This is a genomic window from Streptomyces sp. NBC_01334 (genome assembly GCF_035983595.1).
GTDB classification, from domain to species: Bacteria; Actinomycetota; Actinomycetes; order Streptomycetales; family Streptomycetaceae; genus Streptomyces; species Streptomyces coriariae.
In genome coordinates this window covers 9321587-9340190 of record NZ_CP130718.1, presented here as the reverse complement: position 1 = coordinate 9340190, position 18604 = coordinate 9321587, and the positions used below count along the sequence as shown (strand labels likewise).

The window sequence follows — 18604 nt, the reverse complement described above, 5'->3', positions numbered from 1 at the left end:
CGCGCCACGGACCGCGCCCACGCGACGGCCTCGGCATGCTTAATGGTTTGCCGCCGGCCGGTCCGGGCGGATAAGAAGCTCGCATGCTCAAAGGCGACAAGGTCGGGCTCAGGGCCCGGCACGAGGACGACATCCCGATCCTGCGGACCGAGCTCTACGACGACGTGGTCAACTCCTCGCGGGCCGAAAGCGGGCCGTGGCGGCCGACCACGCCCGGCTCGAAGGATCCGCGGCTCGTGGTGGACGACAAGGAACAGGGAAGCGTCAAGTTCTCCGTGGTGGAGCTGGAGGGCGGCACTCTGGTCGGAACCGCGACGCTGTGGGGCATCGACAACCACAACCGGGCCGCGCACATCGGCCTCGGACTGCTGCCGTCCGCCCGCGGCAAGGGCTACGGCACCGATGTGGTCGCGGTGCTGTGCCACTACGGTTTCGTCGTGCGGGGCCTGCAGCGGCTGCAGATCGAGACGCTGTCGGACAACTCCGCGATGCTGCGATCGGCCGAGCGCAACGGCTTCGTCCGCGAGGGCGTGCTGCGCTCCTCGGCCTGGGTGATGGGCGAGTTCCTGGACGAGGTGTTGCTCGGGCTCCTCGCCCAGGACTGGAAGCAGGAAGCGAAGGTCTAGATCGCCGACCGACCGCCAAGTGCGGCCCGCGGAGCAGACAGGGACGGCCCGAGGCATGACTGCCGCCGACGACCGACCGGGACGGAGATCTTGCGAGTCCGAGTCCGCGCGAGGTGCTTCTCCGGCTCAGATCCCGTCTACGGCTGGAAGCACTCCGCCATCACGTGGCTGACCCGGTCCGGCCGATGGATGTTCGCCGGGCGGGACTCCGTCACCGTGGGCCGGCACGCCTCGCCGAAGCGTTCGTCGAGGGTGACCGGCCTCGGCGGGACGGCTCCCGTCCCGGCTCGGGGGGTCACGGGACGGGAGCGCGTCACCTGGTTCTTCCTCGCATCACGGCCGTACGGATGCACGGGCCTGGAAGTGGCGCTCGCAAGCGCGTCAGGCGGTCGAGGAGGTGAGCCGTACGGGGAGTTCGAAGAGGTCGTTCTGGGTCACCACCGGCTTGTTGCGCAGGGCCGACGGGGCCACCGCCAGGTCCAGCCCGGGGAAGCGGGCGTACAGCGCGGGCAGCGCCACGCCCGCCTCCAGACGGGACAGGGCTGCGCCGGGGCAGACGTGCGGGCCGTGGCCGAAGGAGATGTGGCGGGTGCGGGTCTCGCGGGTGATGTCGAAGTCGCCGGCCGAGGCGCCGTGCGCCTCTTCGTCGCGGCCTATCGCGCCGTAGGACACGATGAGCGCGTCGCCCGCCGGGATGACCCGGTCGCCGACCGGCACGTCCTCGGTCGCGAACCGGATCAGCACGTGCGACGTCGGCGTCGACCAGCGGAGGGTCTCCTCGATCACCGCGGACCAGTCCGCCGCGCCCGACAGCACCAGCGCCCGCTGCTCGGGGTGGACGGAGAGGTTGACGACGGCGTTGACGATCAGGGAGATGGTGGTCTCGTGGCCGGCGGCGACCATGAGCTGGAGGGTGGAGACGATCTCCTCGTCGGTGAGCCGGTCACCGTCCTCCGAGGCCAGGACGAGCGCGCTGGTCAGGTCGTCACCGGGCTCGGCACGCTTGGCGGCGACGGTCTCGGCCATGATCCCGGCCAGCTCGACGAGAGTGGCGACGACCTCCGCGGGCGGGGTCTGCGTGGAGAAGAACTTCTCGAACAGCACCTTCAGCCGCGGCAGCCGGCTCTCCTCGATGCCCATGAGGTCGGCGACGACGTACATCGGCAGTGGGTAGGCGAACTCCGCCTTGAGGTCGACGACTTCGGCGTCGGTGGGCAGCCGGTCCAGCAGGCGTCCGGTGAGTTCCGTGATCCGCTCCCGCATCGCCTCCACCCGGCGCGGGGTGAGGGCCTGGGCGACGAGCCCGCGCATCCTGCGGTGGTCGGCGCCGTCCACGGTCAGCATGGAGCGGCCGGGGTTCGCCAGGCCGATCAGGGGCCAGTCGGGCGGGATCTCGCCGCGCTGCCAGGCGCCCCACACGTCGATGTCCTTGACCAGCCGGGGGTCCGTCAGCAGCGCCTTGGCCTCGGCGTGCCGGGTGACCGCCCACACCGGGACCCCGCCGGGCAGCTCGACCGCGGCCAGCGGTCCCGCCGCCCGCAGCTCGGCGCTCTCCCCGTCCAGGTCGGTGACGAACGGATCCAGGGGAATCCGCAGCTCTTCGGTTCCGGACGTCATGATCAGTTGCCTCCCAGGGCAGGGGTGGGGGTGAACCGCACGGGCAGTTCCGTCAGCCCGCGCAGCCAGGGCGACGGGCGACGGGTCAGGGACTCGGCCGGAACGTCGAGATCGATGTCGGGCAGCCGGTCCAGGACGACCTCGATCCCCGTCCGGGCGATGACCTCGGCGACCTCCTGGGCCGGGAACGGGCAGCGGTGCTCGCCGTGGCCGAAGGAGAAGTGGGCGCTGTTGCCGCCGGTGAGTTCGTTTCCGACGGGACGCACCTGGGGGTCGGAGTTGGCTGCCTGGAGGCCGAGGAGGAGCAGATCTCCGGCCCGGATGTGCTGGCCGCCGAGGTGGGTGTCCCGCGACGCCCAGCGGCCGGCCACGTTCTGGGTGGGCGTGTCCTCCCAGAGCACCTCGTTCATCGCCTCCGCGACGCTGTTGCGGCCGCCGAAGAGCGAGGCGGCGAAACGACCGTCGGTGAGCATCAGCCGCAGCGAGTTGCCGATCCAGTCGGCGGTGGGCTGGTGTCCGGCCGCCATCATCACCATCAGGTCCTGGGCGATCTCCTCGTCGGTGAAGCCACCGGGGTCGGCCAGCATGCGGGAGACGACGTCGTCGGCGGGCGCGGCCCGGCGGGCGGCGAGCAACTCGCCCATCGAGGAGGCCAGATGGCTCTGTCCGGCGAGAGCGCGCTCCCGGCCGTCGATCATGTCGTTGAGCGCGGTGACCAGGCCCGGGCCGTCCTCGTCGGAGAAGCCGTACAGCCGCGCCAGCACGCGTACGGGCAGCAGCATGGCGTACTGGCCGACGAGATCGGCCGTTCCCTCGGCGCACAGGGCGTCGATCAGCTCGTCGGCGAACCGCTCGGCGTGGCGGCGCAGCCGGGTCGGATCGCTCGCCTCCAGCGCGTTGCTGATCATGGCGGCCCGCTCGCGGTGCCGCTCACCGACCGTGTAGAGGATCGACGGCTGCTTGCGGCCGATCATCGGCAGCAGGGGCCAGTCGCCGGGGATCGTGTCCCACTGGTTCCACAACTCCGAGTCGCGGCTGAACAGGACGGGGTCGCCCGTGACCTGATGCAGTTCGCGGTAGCCGAGGACGAGCCAGGCCGGGACTCCGCCGTCCAGCTCGACGGGGGTGACGGCGCCGTGCTGCGTGCGCATCTCCCGGTACAGCCGGGCGGGGTCGGTCTGGAAGCGCGGTCCGCTGAGCGGAACGGCGTCGGTGCTCACACGAACTCCCGTGGTGAAGCGGCGGCGTGGGCCCTCTGCCCGGCGTACCGGCTCTGGATGTGCTGGACGAGCGTGATGAGGACCTGCTTGCTGGACTCCCGGGTACGGGCGTCGCAGTCGATCAGGGGCACCTGCGGATCGAGGTCGAGGGCCTCGCGGACGTCGCTGTGCGCGTGGCGGGCGCCGCCGAAGTCGTTGCAGGCCACGATGAACGGCGTGCCGTGGCGCTCCAGGCGGTCGATGGCGTACCAGGAGTCGTCGATGCGCCGGGTGTCGACCAGGACGACCGCGCCGAGGGTGCCGGAGAACAGCCGGTCCCACAGGAACCAGAAGCGTTCCTGGCCGGGCGCGCCGAAGAGGTACAGCACGTTGCGCTCGTCGAGGGTGATCCGGCCGAAGTCGAAGGCCACGGTGGTCGCGGTCTTCCCGCGGATCTCGCTGATGTCGTCGACCGTCTCGCCGGCTCTCGTCATCGTCTCCTCGGTGTTGAGGGGACGGATCTCGCTGACCGAACGGACCATGGTCGTCTTTCCGACGCCGAAGCCGCCCACGACGACGATCTTCAGACCGTTGTCGGCGGTGGCACCCAGGGGGGTGCGCACGTCAGAGGTTGCGGAGTCCAACGAGCACCTGCTCCAAGACGTCGGGATCGGGAAGGGCGGAATTGCGGGGGTGGCGGGCGCTGACCCGGCCGGCGGCGAGCAGGTCGGACAACAGGATCTTGGTGATGCTCACGGGAAGACCCAGTTCGGCGGCGACCTCCACCACGGCGGTGGGCGCCTGCGTCAGCCTGAGGACCGCCGCGTGCTCGGACTGCATGCCGACGGTGGGGTCGCTCTCGGCCACCACCAGCGTCACCAGGTCGAAGGGACTGTCGGGCCCCGAGCGGCTGCGTCCCCCGGTGAGGGTGTAGAGCCGGTCGGGCGCGTCGTCCCTGCCTGGGCGCTTCACGCCGTGCGAGGCGGGGCCGTCAGGTGCTCGCCGAGCTGTTCCACCAGCTCGCTCATGTTGTGCCCGACGAGTCCGGGTTCGGCCTCCTCGGTGGTGACCACGGCCAGGTGCGCGCCTTCACCGGCCTCCACGATGAACAGCGTTCCGCCGTAGAACTCGGTCATCGAGGAACGCACGCCTCCGCTGCCGTCGCCGAACTCGACCGAGGCGCCGTGCGACAGCGACTGGATGCCGGCGGCGATGGCGGCGAGCTGGTCGGCCTGGTCGACCGTCAGTTCCGGGGTACGGCACAGCTTCAGCCCGTCGCGGGAGAGCACGAGCGCGTGCCGGGCCCCCGGTGTGCGCTCGAGGAGCCCTTCTATGAGCCAGGTGAGCTTCTCGTCGGCGGTCGTCGTGCCGGTCATGAGGTGGTGTCGCCTTCCGGGTGCGAGGGGGTGGGACTGCCGGGCGCCGTCTCGGTCTGCGGGGACGGCGTGGTGTGCGAGTCGTCGGGGGCGGCCGGCAGCGGGTGCCCGCCCGTGCGCTCCGCCGGGGCGGCGCGCACCGCCTGGCGGAAGGCGCCGAAGCGGTTGGCTCGGACGCGGATGTCCTCGGGCGGGTCCGTGCGGCGCTCGGCGCTCTGGGCGGCGGCGCGTGCGCTCTCGGCGGCGGCCAGGGTGCGGCCGCGCCGGCGCTTGGGCAGTCCGTCGGCGGTTTGCGGGGCGTCGGCACCGGTCGCCTGCGGCGGGACCTGCTCCGGGGGCGTGGCGGCTTCGGCGGGAGCGGGCGCGCCGGGGCCCGACTGCGGGGAACGCGTCGGGGTGCTGCGCGCGGGCGGGTCCGCCGGACGTCGTACCGGGGACGGCGCCGTGGTGAGGATGTCCTGGGGGATCAGCATGAGCACACCCGTGCCGCCCCGGGCGGAGGGCCGGAAGGACACCTTCATGCCGTGCTTGCGCGAAAGACGTCCCACCACGGCGAGGCCGAGCCTGGTGCCGGTGAGCCCGCCGAGTCCGCCCGCGTCGCCGGAGACGGCCTGTTCCGCGCGGCGCAGCTGGACGTCGCTCATGACGAGGCCGCTGTCCTCCACCGAGACGATGGCGCCGGCCGGCACTTCCTCGACGTAGACGTGCACCTCGGCGTTGGGAGGCGAGAAGTTGGCGGCGTTGTCCAGCACTTCGGCGAGCGCGTGCATCACACCCTCGGCCGCGTGTCCGGCCACCGCGGTGTCGCTGACGGAGTGCAGGCGGATGCGCTGGTATCCGCTGATCCGGCCCATGGCGCCGCGCAGAACGGACTCCATCGAGATGGGGCGCGCCCAACGGCGTCCCGAACGTGCGCCGGTGAGGACGGCGACGGAGTCGGCGAGCCGGCCGGCCTGGGCGGTGCGGTGGTCCAGGTGCAGCAGGTCGGCGAGGACGTCCTCGTCGCTGTGCCGTTCCTCCATGGCGCGCAGGTCGGCCAGGGTGCCGGTGGCCAGTGCCTGCATCCGGGCCGCGGCGTTGGCGGTCGCGGCGATCGCGGTGTCGCGGTCGCCGAGAGCGCGGTCGAGTTGCCCGGAGAGCCTGCGCACCTCGGCCGCGAGCCGGGCTCGTTCGGCCTCCGCCTCCTGGGCGCGCACGGCGCGTTCCCTGGTGAACTCCTCGGCGAGCCGGGCTCGTTCGTGTGCGGTGGCGTCGGTGTGCCGTTGGTGTTCGCGGCGCCAGCGTTCCGCCTGGAGGTCGCGCTCCTGGGCGGCCCGCTCGGCCTCGGCGGTCGCCGTCCGCAGCGCGACTCGTACGGAGCGCGCGGCGCGGCGCGCCTGTACGGCGACGGTGACGGCCACGCACAGCAGCACCGCGGCGATGGCGCCGCCGCAGCCCACGAGCGCCTGTGCCGACTCGGGTACGGACGTGACGGCCCATACGACGGCAAGGGCGGACAGGGCGGCGGTCAACAGGGGCAGGGGCAGCAGCGAACGGATGGTGGATCGGTCGCCGGAAGGGGCGGGCGCGGTCATCGCTCAGGTCCTCGGGTGGCCGCTCGGGAACGCGACCCTTGTGTTGTCCTAAGGGGCAGATAGTGCACAGAAGTCTGTAGTCGGTGATCAACCGGGCGTCACTATACGAGAGTTTCGATCACGCCGAACAGTGTTCGACCAGCACAGTTCGCAAACTCGCCATCGAGGGGTGCCGGACGTCGCCACGGGACGACCCGACTCGACGGTCTTCTCCCCCGGCTGACCAGAGATTCTTTGTGCGGGCTGTGCGGGCTGCGCGGCCGGGGGCCCGACCGGAATCCTCGCCGACGGCGCTGACAGACAGGGCGCGTGCCCCGCGCCCCGTGCCTCCGGGAGGAACACGGCCTGTCCCGTACGCGAGGTGTACGCGCCGTGCGAACGCCTACGGGACTCGGGCCCGTTGGCACAGGTCCGACAGGAGAGCGGTCGCAGTCAAGGGAGTTCGCCCTCGGCTCGGGCGTCCGCGGCTCGGGTTCGTCCGCGGCTCGGGCGTCCGCGGGCTCGGGTTCCCCCGTGCGGCACGAGCCCGACACGCGTGTCCCCCGTCGCCGAGTGGGCATACGCAGCCGAGGCCGTCGGCATCGGCCGGAGTGGCGAGTCGATCGCCCTGCCGCCAGGCTGACGGTGACGGCAGAGGTGCCGGCACGCAGGACGGACGGACAGACGCGCAAAGGGACTGGTTCCACATGCAGATCGATCTGGCGGGACGCACCGCCCTGGTGACGGGCTCGACGCAGGGCATCGGCGCGGCGATCGCCGCCGGGCTCGCGCGCTCCGGCGCCCGCGTAGGGGTGAACGGCCGAGACGAGCAGCGGGTCGCGGAGGGCGTGGCGCGGCTGGCGGCGGAGGTGCCCGGGGCCTCCTTCGTGCCCGTGGCCGCCGATGTGGCGAACGAGGAGGGCGCACGGCGGGTCCTGGAGGCGCTGCCGGAGGTGGACATCCTCGTCAACAACCTCGGCATCTTCGGCTCCGCCGACCCCCTGAAGATCAGCGACGAGGAGTGGCGGCGCTACTTCGAGGTGAACGTGCTGGCCGCCGTACGGCTGACCCGGCTGTACCTTCCGGGCATGACGGAGCGCGGCTGGGGCCGGATCCAGTACATCGCCAGCGACTCGGCGGTCGTCATCCCGGCCGAGATGATCCACTACGGCATGTCCAAGACCGCGCTCCTCGCCGTCGGCCGCGGCTTCGCGAAGCAGGCGGCGGGCACGGGGGTGACGGTCAACTCGGTCATCGCCGGCCCCACCCACACCGGCGGGATCGAGGACTTCGTCTACGAACTCGTCGACCGCGACCTGCCCTGGGAAGAGGCGCAGCGCGAATTCATGCGGAAGCACCGGCCTCAGTCCCTCCTGCAACGGCTGATCGAGCCCGAGGAGATCGCCAACATGGTCGTCTACCTCAGCTCCGACCAGGCTTCGGCCACGACGGGCGGGGCCCTGCGGGTCGACGGCGGGTACGTCGACTCGATCCTGCCCTGACGACGCGGGGCCGGCGGTCGGCGCACATCGCCGGGAAAGGACAGTGCGCCCCTCCGCCGGCCTTGGTCGTCACACGTGGCTCAGACATGCAGGACGGGCCGGTAGACGAGTTCCTGGGTGCGGCCGTCGAGCGTCCGGTGCTCGATCAGCTCGAGGTCGAAGTCGGCCGCACCCTGGAAGATCGGGTCCAGCCCGGTCTGACCGGTGATCACGGGGAAGAGCGTCACCTGGACGCGGTCGACCAGACCGGCGGCCATCAGCGCCCGGTTCATCGACAGGCTGCCGTGCGAGCGCAACGGCACCTCGGACTCCTCCTTGAGCCGAGCGACGACGTCGACGGCATCGCCGCTGAGGATGTTCGCATCCGGCCAGTCGAGGGGTCCTTCCAGCGTGGTCGACACCACCGTCGCCGGCAGGCTCCTCATCCGCGTGACCCATGGGTCACGCACCTCGGACTCCTCGGTGCTCGCAGCCAGCATCCGTGCGAACGCCCGATAGGTGTTGGCCCCGAAGACCATCCGCTGCTCCTCGGCGTACAGGTCGAGTCGGTGGTCGAGAAGCTCGGGGCCCTGCTTGCCCCAGTAGCCGGTCCAGTTGCCACTGGCGGCGCCGAAGCCGTCGAGGCTGGAGAAGACGTCAAAGGTGTAGGTGGCGGTCATGATGTTCTCCTCGATCGAGTGCGGTTGATCGCGTCCTGGGAATGCAGACTGACGACCGCTGCGAGACTCATCGCCCTCGGACCTCGGGCTCCTGGAGTCCGGCCGCTCCGGATGCGGCCCCGGTGGCCTCACCACGCCGGAGAAGGCGCGCCTCGACCGAGGGAATGGGCAGGCCCGTGCCCGAGGCCGTCCCCGTCCCTCCGACGGAGACGAAGGGAGCAAGCCGGCCGCAGCTTGAGCGCGGACGTGGCCTACTGAGGTGTTCCATAGCCGGCCTCACAGCTGCCGCGGGTCAGCGGTCCCGCGTCGCCTCCGCGGCCGTCACATCCACAGCACGCCGGCGACCTCGTGCTCGCGCACGCGGAACGCGATTATCCGGCGCAGCAGGTCGCCCGGCACGGGCTCGCCGTACGGGAGCTTGACCGAGCCCTTGCCGGTGGCGAATTCGGCGAGGTCCGCGTCGAACGCCTCGCGGGTGCTGGGGGTGAACACGACGTTCGCGTGCTTCGCGTGGCCGCTGACCATGAACAGGATCGTCCCGGACGGGTGAACCCACGCGGGATGGCCCCACTTGATCGCCTCGCTCGCCGCGGGGACCGCCTCGAGAGCCAGTGCCCGTACCTGCTCGAGCATCTCGCGGCCCTGCCCCGCGAAGCCCTCGATGTACTCATCGATCGTCTGCGGCTTCCCCATGGCGTCAGTGTGGCACCACCCACCCTTCGTGGTCGGCAACGGAATGCTCCGTTGCCCACTCCCTGAGCGCGGGCGGGGCCGTCTGGAGTACCTGAAACCACCCGGTGTGCACGGTTGCCCATCGGCTCTGCCGGCCTGGTCGGCAGGGGGTGCCTCTCAGTCGTTCGCTGTCGGGCCGGTACGGACGACGCCCTGGTCGCCGTGGGGGCCGAACAGGTGCAGGATTCCCACCGCTTCGGCGTCGGCGGGGCCGAACCAGTGCCCCCCGGCCCACGCACGGGTCCACGCCGGATGCCGCGCGGCCCCGCCGCACAGCACAGGCCCGCCACCCGTCCTTCGCCCGATGACGGCCGACCCGGGCGGCGGCTCCTGGGCGCGGCCACCGTGCCGTTCGCGCCACACGGCACGCCGGGCGGCACGGTCCCTCCCGGAGGTTCTTCAGGTGTCGCACGGCAACGACGCCTTCAAGGGTCAGGCGCCGGCGAGGGAGAGCTTCACCGCGAACCCGAGGAACAGCACGCCGGCCGCCGAGGTGGCCCCCGCCGTCAGCCGCTTGCGACGTCGGAAGGCGCCGGCCAGCCGGGTGCCGCCGAAGATCAGGGCACTGAGGTACAGCACGCTGGCGAGCTGGGCCAACACGCCGAGGACGACGAAGGAGAGCGCCGGGTAGGCGTACCCCGGGTCGACGAACTGCACGAAGAAGGCGACGAAGAACAGGATCGCCTTGGGGTTGAACAGGCTGACGACCAGCGCCCGCCGGAAGGGCCGTTCGACGGAGACCGCGGCGGGGCCGTCCTCGGCGAGCACCCGCTCACGGCGCGTGCGCCACATCCCCCAGGCGGCCCGCAGCATCCCGACCGCCAGCCAGGTCAGATAGCCGGCGCCCGCGTACCTCACGATCCCGAAGAGCACAGCATTGGCCTGGAGCAGTGAGGCCACCCCGGCCGCGGAGAGAGTCATCAGCACGGTGTCCCCGCACCACACTCCGACCGCGGCCGTGTACCCGGCCCGTACGCCGCGCCGGGCGGCGACGGACAGGACGTAAAGAGAGTTGGGCCCTGGAAGGAGGACTATCAGGACGAGTCCTGCCAGGTAGGTGGGAAGGTCGACGACTCCGAACATGTGCAGCAGTGTCGCATGCGAGTACGACACCCGGGAGGGGTGCTCACCCTCAGCCCGACCGGCAACACCCCAGGTCAACAGCCACCCCGCACATCCGGACGCCTTGGGCGGTCTCTCCCCACCGTCGCACCAGGCCTCGGTCCGTGAGGGGACAGCGCGCCCGCGATGACGGATTCCGTCGGCCACCTGATGTCATCGCGGGCGCAGGCCGGGAACCTTCCTGACTTCGGGGCCCGATGCGCCGTCAGACACCCTTACCCGATCGGGTTAATTCAAAGGATAAATTCAAGGTCCAACTCTGTTAGTGTCCCGAGCGGAGGTGACTCACCACATGGCGAGCCAGGAAGAGCTGTTCGCGTCGGTGGACGCGCTGCTCGAGGAGGAGCCGCAGCTGCCGCTCCCGGCGGAGCGGGCGCGGCTGCGCCAGGAGGCCGGCATCACCCAGACCCGGCTGGCGCAGGTGCTGAAGACGACGCCCCAGACGGTGAAGAACTGGGAGAACGGCCGCAGCGAACCGCGCCCGCCGCGACTCGAGGCCTACCAGCGGCTGCTGGAGGGGTGGGCGGCGAAGTACCCGAAGACGGCCCCTACGTCTGCGACCCCACCCGGTCCGGCCCCGGCCGCCGCCCCGGCTGCGGTCCCGGTTCGGGAGACCTTCACCGGCGCCCCCCAGAAGGCCGCCCCCACGCCCGAAGTTCCGGCGCAGGCCCCCGCTGCGCCCCCGCAGCCGACCGCGCCCCGGGCCACGTCGCGCCGCCCGGCCCGCACGACCGCTCCCGCCCCCGTCACCGACCCGCGCTTCCCTCATGGCCCCCTCGCCGTCCTGGACGGCGACGGCACCGCCTACTGCGTCGGCGGAATCGTCCTGGACTGCCCGGCCACCACCATCCCCGAGCTCGTCGAGTGGACGTTGCGTGAGTCCGGCTTCGGCGCGTCCCGGCTGCACCGGTACGGCACGGACGCCGACCCCCTCGTCGTGCTGACCGCGGCGGCCGCCGTGCGCCTCGGACTCCCGGAGCGCCTGGAGGACCGGCGCGGGCTCCGGCTGGAGGAGGGGCACCCCGTCCTCAAGCAGATCGCCAAGGCGAAGTGGAAGCTGACGCAGCGTGGGTTCGGGCCGTGGGCGCGGGTCTACCGTCCGGCCAAGGGAGGCGAGCGGCAGTGCGTGCAGCTCGCCGTTGTGCCGTGGGACGCGTTCGACTCGCGCGCCTGGCCGGGCCTGGAGGGCGTGGAGCCGACCGAACTCGCCCGCGTGCTGGGGGTCTACGCCCAGCGGGTCATCACCCCGCGCGGGTCGACCGCCGTGTCCGGGCTGGAGCTGATGACCGCCATGCGGCCGCCGACGCGGGCCGTGCGCGAGAGCGCCACGGGGGGCTGGGTCTCCGGGTACAACCCCGGCTCGCTCGGCACCGAGCCCTGCGACCCCGCACCCCCGGAAGCTCCGGCCGAACACCCCGTCGCTCAGGGGTGGGCGGGCGGCTTCCTGGACGAGGAGGCGTATCAGTGGGTGCGTGACGTCGATCTGCTCACCGGCGAGGAGGCCGCGCTGCCGTGGGTGGTCGGGCTGGACATCAACACGGCGTTCCTCGCCGCCACGGCCCGGCTCATGGTGGGGCTGTCCGGGCCCGAGCACTTCACCGGGCCGGTGTTCAACCCGAAGATCCCCGGGTGCTGGCTGGTCGACCTCTCCCACGTCGAGGTGGACCCGCGCCTGCCCTCGCCGTTCACGCCGACCGGGGAGCACCCGACGGGGCCGGCCTGGTACGAGACCCGCACCGTCGCCTACGCGCAGGAACTCGGCTACAACGTCGCCCCGTCGGAGGCGTACCTGCGGCGCGAGACAGGTGCGTACCTGGATCCGTGGCACGACCGGCTCAAGACCGCCTACGTCGACACCATGGCCGATCTCGGGGTCGGCGCCGATCTCACCGACGAGCAGTTCCTCGCCGCGATGGAGGGGCACAAGCAGGTCGACCCTGGCCTGGCGGCCGTCCTCGCCGCCGTCAAGGCGACCGTGAAGGGCGGCGTGGGCAAGCTGCGTGAACGGCCGCAGGGACTCCACTACCGCGACGGTGAGCGGTGGCCGGCGCTGGAGCGGCCGACCTGGCGGCCGGACATCCGGGCCGCCGTCATCAGCAAGGCGCGAGTCACCATGCACCGCAAGATGCTCAACATGGCGAAGACGACGGGCCTTTACCCGCTGGCCGTGCTCTCCGACTGCGTCGTATATCCCTCCCCCGGCCGCAGCCCGCTCGACTTCCTGCCCTACAGCACCTCCGGCAAGCCGCTGCCCGGCGTCTTCCGCATCGGCTCCACCCCCGGACTCTGCAAGGTCGAAGGCGTGCAGGACATGGCGTGGGCGGTCGACCTGATGGAACAGGGCCACAACCCCGCCCGCCACATCAAGGGCGACGGCCATGACGCCAAGTTCGACGGGGGAGAGTAGCCGTGGGAGACATCGACGAAGCTCTCGAGCGCGCCGCACGCGAAACGTTCACCCAGCAGCCGCCCAAGACCCTCAAGGGACAGATCGGTTACCTGATGCGACAGCTCGGCAGCACCCGCGCCGTCGCGGCGGAAGTCGGGGTCAGCCGGCGGTCCGTCGAGCGGTACATCAAGGGCGAGCGCAAGAACCCGCCTGCGGAGATCACCGACCGCATCAACGACGCCGTACGCGCCCGCTGGCAGCCCCGCGTACGCCAACGTGCCCGTAAGCAGGCAGCGGCCACGACCGGGATCACGATCGAGACCCGCGCGCAGTTCGGCTACACCGCCCCGGTCGGCACCACCGACGACGGCCGCTTCCGCCGCCTCACCGTCCACCTTCCCCCGTCCTACGCCCAACGTCTCTTCGACGCCCGCGACCAAGGAGCCAGCGACGCGCAGATGCGCGGCATCGTCGCCGAAGGACTCCAGGAGATCTACTTCAAGGACGGCGGCCGCCGTGCCGACGGCCTGGAAGTCGAACTCAACAACATCGACTACTTCGACGTGTCCTTCTAGATCGTTGAGTCCCAGGGGGCTGTCACGGTCCGGAGCCGGCGGGAGCACTCGGATTGGTCGTGTCGAAGTAGACCGTGTCCGTGCCGGGATCGAGATAGAACGCACCGGTGTACGTCCCGGCCGTCATGTCATGGTCGAAGGAGTCACTCCGAACCCACCCCGCATCCTCGGGCACGAACTCGGCGAGTTCCTCGGGGAGTTGAGTTGGCGCCGCCGGCTGAAAACTCTGTTGCGAGGCCCCCGTGACGGCGGCAACGGTACCCCGCCGCAGCTGGGCGGTTCCCACGAGGCGTACATCGGTGGGGCCCGGAACGGATCCCCGTGAATCGGCGCCCAGTACGATGCCGAGCCAGTGCGCGCCTGACAGCGGGCCGAGGCCGGCGAACCTACGTTCCAGAGGCTCCAGGTCGGTGCGGACCTTGGTGCCACCCGCGCTCTTCGCATGCGCTGTGCACGCCGCAAGCAGCGTCACCGCTCCGAGCGCGAGCACCCCCCGACGTCCGAGACCCGCCATGCCACCCACAGGCCGCCCTCCCCGAAGCCCCCGCATCTCACGCCCGATCGTAGCCGTCGGCTCGCAGCATCACCCCTTGGAAATTGATCACCTGGACGAAGCCGTTTCGTGGGTCTCGCGGGCCACTGACGCGGGCGGCGCGAACCTTGTTCGGCAGGCCGAGTGGCCGGCACGAGCCGGACGCCCCAGGGTGTCTCACGAAAGCGGAATGAGGAACAGGGCCGCGCGGCCGTCGGCGCGGCACAGATAGCCTGCGCGAATGGAGCGGATGCAGCGGGTCGCCGGCGCGGTCGTCGGCTCAGCGGTGGGTGACGCTCTGGGCGGTCCCTTCGAGTTCGGTCCCCAGGGAGCGTTCTCCGCGCGGTTTCCAGCGCCTGGTGCCGGCGGCGAGATGTGCGGAGGCGGTGGCTGGGACCCCGGCGAGGCCACTGACGACACGCAGATGGCCGTCCTGGTCGCGGAGTCGCTGCTGGAGCGGGGCGGACTGGATCTGCCGGACGTCTTCGCCCGCTTCCAGCAGTGGGCAGCATCGGAACCGAAGGACATCGGCTTGCAGACCGAAGACGTCCTGACCAACGGCATGCCCTGGGACCTCGCCGCCGCGATCCACTTCCAGGTCAACCGACGAGCAGCGGGAAACGGCTCCTTGATGCGGGCATCGACCTCCGCGGTCCACTTCGCGGCCGCCGGCCAAGAAGCCACCACGGACGCGGCCCGCCGCATCGCTGCCCTCACCCACGGGGACCGCGCGGCCTGGGAAGGCACCGCGATCTTCCACGAACTCATCCGCGTCACACTCGAGGACACCGACCCCCTCACCGCGCTCCCGGACATCCTGGCGCTCGTCCACCCCGACCACCGCGGCCGCTACGCCACCGTCCTCGCGCCCGACTGGCACCCCGATCAGGCGACCGAGTTCAACGGTGCCGTCTGGCCCTGCCTGGGCTCCGCCGTCTGGGCCCTGCGCACCACCACCAACTTCGAAGACGCGATACGCGCGGCGATCGACCTCGGCGGTGACACGGACACCGTCGCCGCGGTGACCGGCAGCCTCGCGGGGGCGTACCACGGGCTGGACGCAATCCCCGCCCACTGGACCCGGCCGCTCCACGTCCCCCTCCCAGGATTCGGCGGACGGGTGCTGCACCTGGCAGATCTGCTCCACCTCGCACACCGCCTCGGAGGCTGAACCGGGTCTTGCTCAGCAGTCGTCCCTCGGACGAACGCCTGGCCGCCTGCGCCGATCCACTCCGTGGTGCTCTTCCGCCGTCTTACGGTCGCCACGCGGAGGCCAACCCTCCTCGCAGGCCGACCCTGACGTCAGAGCACCACGGCTGATGCCGCCTCCAGCCTTCCGACGGTCAGTCGCTGCCGGCCGTCCGATCCTCCTCACGAGCGTCTCGGTTGCTCGGGCGGGATCAGTCGACGGGCTTGCCGAACCAGCGGGAGAGGTGGTCGTCGAGGTCCTGCTGATCGTCGCCGATCCAGGCGACGTGACCGTCGGGGCGCAGCAGAACGCACGGCACATCCAGTACCGCGGTGGGGTCCGCGAGGTGATCGACCCGGTCTGACCAGCCGCCGACGGTCAGGCGTTCGGTGCGGTCCAGCAGCAGTCCGCGGCCGCGATGCAGCAGACCGTAGAGGTGGCCCTGTTCCACCGCGATGTCGCGCAGGCGGCGGCCGAGCAGGTCGGGGCCTTCCCCGAAGTCGTAGCGGATGCCGATCGCGGTGATCTTCTCGATGAGATGGCGGTTCACCTCGTCGAAGTCCATCAGTTCGGTGAGCAGCCTGCGCAGGGCCTGCGGGCCCGGTTCGGTGGAGTGCAGTTCCATCTGGGCGCGGGTGTTGTCCAGCACGTCCTCGGCGACCGGATGGCGTTCGGTCTGGTAGGTGTCCAGCAGTGTTTTCGGCGCCCAGCCGCGGATCTGTGCGGCCAGTTTCCAGCCGAGGTTGAACGCGTCCTGAAGGCCCAGGTTGAGGCCCTGTCCGCCGGTGGGTGGGTGGATGTGGGCCGCATCGCCGGCCAGCAGCACCTGCCCGACCCGATAACGTTCGGCCAGCCGGGTGGCATCCCCGCAGCGGGACAACCAGCGCGGGGAGTGCACGCCGAAATCGGTTCCGGCGATGGCGCGCAGCTGTTGTTTGAAATCCTCGAGGGTGGGCGGTTCCGCGCGATCGCTGACTCCCGCGGCGGGGACTACGACGCTGTATGCCCCTGCGCCGAAGGGCCTGAGCCAGAATCGTTGATTGGTCCTGCCGATTTCGGTCACCTTGGCGGCGATCTCCTCCTGCGGCACACCCACTTCCATCTCGCCCATCAGCGTCTCGGTCCGCGCGGGCTCACCGGGGAAGCCGACACCGAGCAGTTTGCGCACCGTACTGCGCGCGCCGTCACAGCCGACCAGATAGCGCGAGCGCAGCTGTTCGCCGTCGGTCAGCTCGACGGTCACCCCCTCGTCGTCCTGCTCGAGACCGGCCACCGCACAACCGCGCCGGACCTGCGCACCCAGTTGGGTGGCGTGTTCTTCGAGCAGGTGAACAATGACGGGCTGCGGGATGCCCAGCAGATAGGCGTGCGCGGAGTCCAGGCCCTTGGGCGCGGGTTTGTCGATGGCGGCGAAGAATCCGCCGGCCGGACGCTGCCTTCCGTGTTCGCGAATGCGGTCCAGCAGTCCGCGCATCGCCATCAGCTCCAGACTGCGAATGTGCAGACCGACGATGCGGACGAACGACACGGGCTCGGTTTCCTTCTCCAGAACGAGTACCCGCACGTCGTGCAGCCGTAGTTCGGCGGCCAGCATCGCGCCGGTCGGCCCGCACCCGGCAATGATCACGTCGTACATGAGGGGCGCGCGATCGGCGCCGGAGGCCGGCGACCGGAGAACTCCGGGGACATCGCCCACGGTGAAGTCGCGCTCGACCGTGCCGTTCGACGACGGCTCGGCGGTGAACTGCGGAGAGTCCATAGGTGTTGCCTTTCGGGAGTGCCTTGTTGTCGAGGCGCTCCCGGCGACACCTACGTCAGTCGCCGGCCGTGACGGGAAGGGGGAGCACCCACGTCGATACAGCGTTCATGGGTCTCACCTCCTTGGGCGGTGTCGCGGTCAACTGCAAGTTACAAGCCCGAGCGTCACCCGGTCCAATGCTTTCCCCGCCACACGATCACGACTCCGAGCGACTCGGGCCGGGCGATGCAGTTCCCTTGCTCGGCCGGCAGGACAGGCAGGGCCGTTCCATGACCCCGCCTGTCCTGCCGGAGGGGTGTGCCCTGGGCCGACGGCGAGACCGTCCTGCCGACCGGTTGTGTCACTGGAGGGAGTCGCTTCGAGCCGGTTCCTGTCGCTGCTGGTACTGCTCGTTCCAAAGGTCGGCGAGCTCGCCGAGCGCGCTGTCGAGGCGGCCGAGTTCCCACAGCAGGTAGCTGCTCGCTCCGGCGAACGGGATCCACTCGGCCCAATGGAAAATGAGAACAACCGGCATGTACAGCAGGCCGACCAGGACCAGGAACTTGACGAGGATCTCAGCCGCGTACGTCTGCTTGCGTTGGACGCTGGCATGCCCTCCACGGCCGTGGATCCATTGCAGGCGCGATCTCATGACTCCCCCTCGGACTCCGGGTGAGCATCATGCCGTCCGCAACTCACCACTGCGCAGCTCGACCGTCTGCCGACTCGGCGGACGCGCGTCACTCCTTCTGGTGCCGATCCACAGGCGTCGACGATCGCTCCGACCCCTCCTCATACCCGGCGTCTCCAGACCAGCCTCCAGCGTTCGGCGCGAGCGGCCTCGACGTCGGGAGCGGGTGCGGTGGGTCTTCCGGCGAGGCTCGCCCCGCAGCCCGCGCAGAGCAGGTGCTCCGTGTAACCGTCGTGCCAGACTCTCGTTCCGCGGTCGGCCCCGCACACCGGGCATTCGGCCAGCTCCCCGGCAGGGGCGCCCAGGATGCGCGGCATCACCAAGTCGAGCGGTTCTGCCGGATGCGACTCCGGGTCGGGGTACCAGAGCCGGCGTCGTGGTTCGGGCAGGTCAGGAACGCGTACGCCGGCGGCCTTCTGCGCACGACGGCGGACCTGCCACGCACGGAACTCCGACAGCCAGATCTCCCGGGCGGCGTGCAGCTCCTCGACCGCCCGCACCACCGCCTCCGCGTCCATCTCGGGCTCGGCCGGAATCCCGGCGCTGCGACAGAGGTGGTGGTAGGTCGCCGGGAAGCCGTAGGGAGCGAACTCCGCGATGCACGTGCGCAGTGCCCCGAAGCGCTGCGCCGGTGAACGCCCACGGTCGTGCGCCCGCAGGTGATGTGTGGTGAAGCTGCCCATCACACGACCCTAAAGGCCGGCGGGGAATCAACGTGTTGCCGCACGGGTCGCGTTCCCGGACCGCGTCGGGGCCACCTCCCGGAACGCAGCGCACTCCGCCCGCAGATGGCCGTTCCGCAGGGCGGGCGGGACGGGCAGGACAGGCGCACCGGCGGTCGGATACGGCCAACCTTGCTGGTTAGCGCCGTATTGCCGCTTCGTAAAGCCACACGTGGCGGTGCCCTTCCCGATCACCCTCCAGAGACGGCCAGTTGACCGATTTTCGGACATCGATCTCCGCAGTGGTGACAGCATCCGGACGCCCTGAAACGATCTGTCCGCAGTCGAGCGGCACCCGCCTCGCTTCCCACCGCAGGCCGACGGCCTCCGGTCTCCCGCGTTCCCCCGTCATCTCCCCCGTTTCCCGCCGCTGTCCGCCGAC

19 protein-coding genes are annotated in these 18604 nt (G+C 70.9%); 5 read left to right on the top strand and 14 right to left on the bottom strand.

Annotated elements, in window-relative coordinates:
• The first annotated feature begins 83 nt into the window (after positions 1-83).
• On the top strand, positions 84-626 hold the full coding sequence (locus OG736_RS41475) for a GNAT family N-acetyltransferase (RefSeq protein WP_327187059.1): 543 nt from the start codon (positions 84-86) through the stop codon (positions 624-626).
• 137 nt (positions 627-763) lie between these two features.
• Here OG736_RS41475 and OG736_RS41470 read toward each other — a convergent pair whose 3' ends face one another.
• The 7 genes from OG736_RS41470 to OG736_RS41440 all read right to left on the bottom strand — a co-directional run bounded on the left by OG736_RS41470 (position 764) and on the right by OG736_RS41440 (position 6392).
• Positions 764-943, bottom strand: coding sequence for a hypothetical protein (locus tag OG736_RS41470; protein WP_327187058.1), 180 nt, complete (start codon positions 941-943; stop codon positions 764-766).
• A gap of 64 nt (positions 944-1007) precedes the next feature.
• Positions 1008-2243 (bottom strand): cytochrome P450 family protein, encoded by a 1236-nt coding sequence (locus OG736_RS41465; RefSeq protein WP_327187057.1) that lies wholly within the window; start codon positions 2241-2243, stop codon positions 1008-1010.
• 2 nt (positions 2244-2245) lie between these two features.
• Complete coding sequence (locus tag OG736_RS41460) at positions 2246-3463, bottom strand: cytochrome P450 (protein WP_327187056.1); 1218 nt, start codon at positions 3461-3463, stop codon at positions 2246-2248.
• Positions 3460-4086 carry a GTP-binding protein gene (locus tag OG736_RS41455; RefSeq protein ID WP_403874844.1) on the bottom strand — a complete coding sequence of 209 codons (627 nt, stop codon included), beginning with the start codon at positions 4084-4086 and terminating at the stop codon, positions 3460-3462. The genes OG736_RS41460 and OG736_RS41455 overlap by 4 nt, the downstream gene beginning before the upstream one ends.
• A complete protein-coding gene (locus tag OG736_RS41450; protein ID WP_314225445.1) occupies positions 4067-4414 on the bottom strand; it encodes a DUF742 domain-containing protein in 348 nt (115 codons plus the stop codon). The genes OG736_RS41455 and OG736_RS41450 overlap by 20 nt, the downstream gene beginning before the upstream one ends.
• The gene (locus OG736_RS41445; RefSeq protein ID WP_020126464.1) at positions 4411-4818 is read right to left on the bottom strand and encodes a roadblock/LC7 domain-containing protein; all 408 of its coding nucleotides are present in this window, start codon (positions 4816-4818) and stop codon (positions 4411-4413) included. Before OG736_RS41445 ends, OG736_RS41450 begins: the two co-directional genes overlap by 4 nt.
• The gene (locus OG736_RS41440; protein ID WP_327187055.1) at positions 4815-6392 is read right to left on the bottom strand and encodes an ATP-binding protein; all 1578 of its coding nucleotides are present in this window, start codon (positions 6390-6392) and stop codon (positions 4815-4817) included. Before OG736_RS41440 ends, OG736_RS41445 begins: the two co-directional genes overlap by 4 nt.
• 686 nt (positions 6393-7078) lie before the next feature.
• Here OG736_RS41440 and OG736_RS41435 point away from each other — a divergent pair.
• Positions 7079-7873 (top strand): SDR family NAD(P)-dependent oxidoreductase, encoded by a 795-nt coding sequence (locus OG736_RS41435; protein WP_327187054.1) that lies wholly within the window; start codon positions 7079-7081, stop codon positions 7871-7873.
• Positions 7874-7953: 80 nt separating this feature from the next.
• On the opposite strand, the gene OG736_RS41430 is transcribed toward OG736_RS41435, so the two are convergent.
• From OG736_RS41430 to leuE, 3 genes are all read right to left on the bottom strand, one after another.
• Positions 7954-8532 (bottom strand): dihydrofolate reductase family protein, encoded by a 579-nt coding sequence (locus OG736_RS41430; RefSeq protein ID WP_327187053.1) that lies wholly within the window; start codon positions 8530-8532, stop codon positions 7954-7956.
• Positions 8533-8853: 321 nt separating this feature from the next.
• Positions 8854-9225, bottom strand: coding sequence for an iron chaperone (locus OG736_RS41425; RefSeq protein ID WP_327187052.1), 372 nt, complete (start codon positions 9223-9225; stop codon positions 8854-8856).
• 471 nt (positions 9226-9696) lie between these two features.
• Complete coding sequence (leuE, locus tag OG736_RS41420; protein WP_327187051.1) at positions 9697-10347, bottom strand: leucine efflux protein LeuE; 651 nt, start codon at positions 10345-10347, stop codon at positions 9697-9699.
• A gap of 331 nt (positions 10348-10678) precedes the next feature.
• Here leuE and tap point away from each other — a divergent pair, with 331 nt between their 5' ends.
• Both tap and tpg read left to right on the top strand, forming a co-directional pair.
• Entirely contained in the window at positions 10679-12793 is a 2115-nt protein-coding gene (gene tap, locus OG736_RS41415) for a telomere-associated protein Tap (protein WP_327187050.1), read from the top strand.
• A gap of 2 nt (positions 12794-12795) precedes the next feature.
• A complete protein-coding gene (gene tpg, locus OG736_RS41410; protein WP_327187049.1) occupies positions 12796-13350 on the top strand; it encodes a telomere-protecting terminal protein Tpg in 555 nt (184 codons plus the stop codon).
• Between the two features lie 22 nt (positions 13351-13372).
• Here the strand turns inward: tpg and OG736_RS41405 are convergent, their stop codons facing one another.
• Positions 13373-13873: a hypothetical protein gene (locus OG736_RS41405; RefSeq protein ID WP_327187048.1), complete on the bottom strand. Its 501-nt coding sequence runs from the start codon at positions 13871-13873 to the stop codon at positions 13373-13375.
• 250 nt (positions 13874-14123) lie between these two features.
• Here OG736_RS41405 and OG736_RS41400 point away from each other — a divergent pair, with 250 nt between their 5' ends.
• Positions 14124-15053 carry an ADP-ribosylglycohydrolase family protein gene (locus OG736_RS41400; RefSeq protein ID WP_327187047.1) on the top strand — a complete coding sequence of 310 codons (930 nt, stop codon included), beginning with the start codon at positions 14124-14126 and terminating at the stop codon, positions 15051-15053.
• A 229-nt stretch (positions 15054-15282) separates the two neighbouring features.
• Here the strand turns inward: OG736_RS41400 and rox are convergent, their stop codons facing one another.
• The 3 genes from rox to OG736_RS41385 form a co-directional block, all read right to left on the bottom strand.
• Entirely contained in the window at positions 15283-16830 is a 1548-nt protein-coding gene (gene rox, locus OG736_RS41395; protein ID WP_327187046.1) for a rifampin monooxygenase, read from the bottom strand.
• A 340-nt stretch (positions 16831-17170) separates the two neighbouring features.
• Positions 17171-17461: a hypothetical protein gene (locus OG736_RS41390; protein WP_327187045.1), complete on the bottom strand. Its 291-nt coding sequence runs from the start codon at positions 17459-17461 to the stop codon at positions 17171-17173.
• Positions 17462-17601: 140 nt separating this feature from the next.
• On the bottom strand, positions 17602-18183 hold the full coding sequence (locus tag OG736_RS41385) for a hypothetical protein (protein ID WP_327187044.1): 582 nt from the start codon (positions 18181-18183) through the stop codon (positions 17602-17604).
• Positions 18184-18604 lie beyond the last annotated feature (421 nt).

Bases quoted from the DNA above. Each gene is read 5' to 3' on its own strand.
- OG736_RS41390 (WP_327187045.1), bottom strand. From the start codon at position 17,461: ATGAGATCGCGCCTGCAATGGATCCACGGCCGTGGAGGGCATGCCAGC.
- tap (WP_327187050.1), top strand. From the start codon at position 10,679: ATGGCGAGCCAGGAAGAGCTGTTCGCGTCGGTGGACGCGCTGCTCGAG.
- rox (WP_327187046.1), bottom strand. From the start codon at position 16,830: ATGGACTCTCCGCAGTTCACCGCCGAGCCGTCGTCGAACGGCACGGTC.
- leuE (WP_327187051.1), bottom strand. From the start codon at position 10,347: ATGTTCGGAGTCGTCGACCTTCCCACCTACCTGGCAGGACTCGTCCTG.
- OG736_RS41475 (WP_327187059.1), top strand. From the start codon at position 84: ATGCTCAAAGGCGACAAGGTCGGGCTCAGGGCCCGGCACGAGGACGAC.
- OG736_RS41435 (WP_327187054.1), top strand. From the start codon at position 7,079: ATGCAGATCGATCTGGCGGGACGCACCGCCCTGGTGACGGGCTCGACG.
- OG736_RS41465 (WP_327187057.1), bottom strand. From the start codon at position 2,243: ATGACGTCCGGAACCGAAGAGCTGCGGATTCCCCTGGATCCGTTCGTC.
- OG736_RS41425 (WP_327187052.1), bottom strand. From the start codon at position 9,225: ATGGGGAAGCCGCAGACGATCGATGAGTACATCGAGGGCTTCGCGGGG.
- OG736_RS41445 (WP_020126464.1), bottom strand. From the start codon at position 4,818: ATGACCGGCACGACGACCGCCGACGAGAAGCTCACCTGGCTCATAGAA.
- OG736_RS41385 (WP_327187044.1), bottom strand. From the start codon at position 18,183: ATGGGCAGCTTCACCACACATCACCTGCGGGCGCACGACCGTGGGCGT.
- OG736_RS41400 (WP_327187047.1), top strand. From the start codon at position 14,124: ATGGAGCGGATGCAGCGGGTCGCCGGCGCGGTCGTCGGCTCAGCGGTG.
- OG736_RS41430 (WP_327187053.1), bottom strand. From the start codon at position 8,532: ATGACCGCCACCTACACCTTTGACGTCTTCTCCAGCCTCGACGGCTTC.
- OG736_RS41440 (WP_327187055.1), bottom strand. From the start codon at position 6,392: ATGACCGCGCCCGCCCCTTCCGGCGACCGATCCACCATCCGTTCGCTG.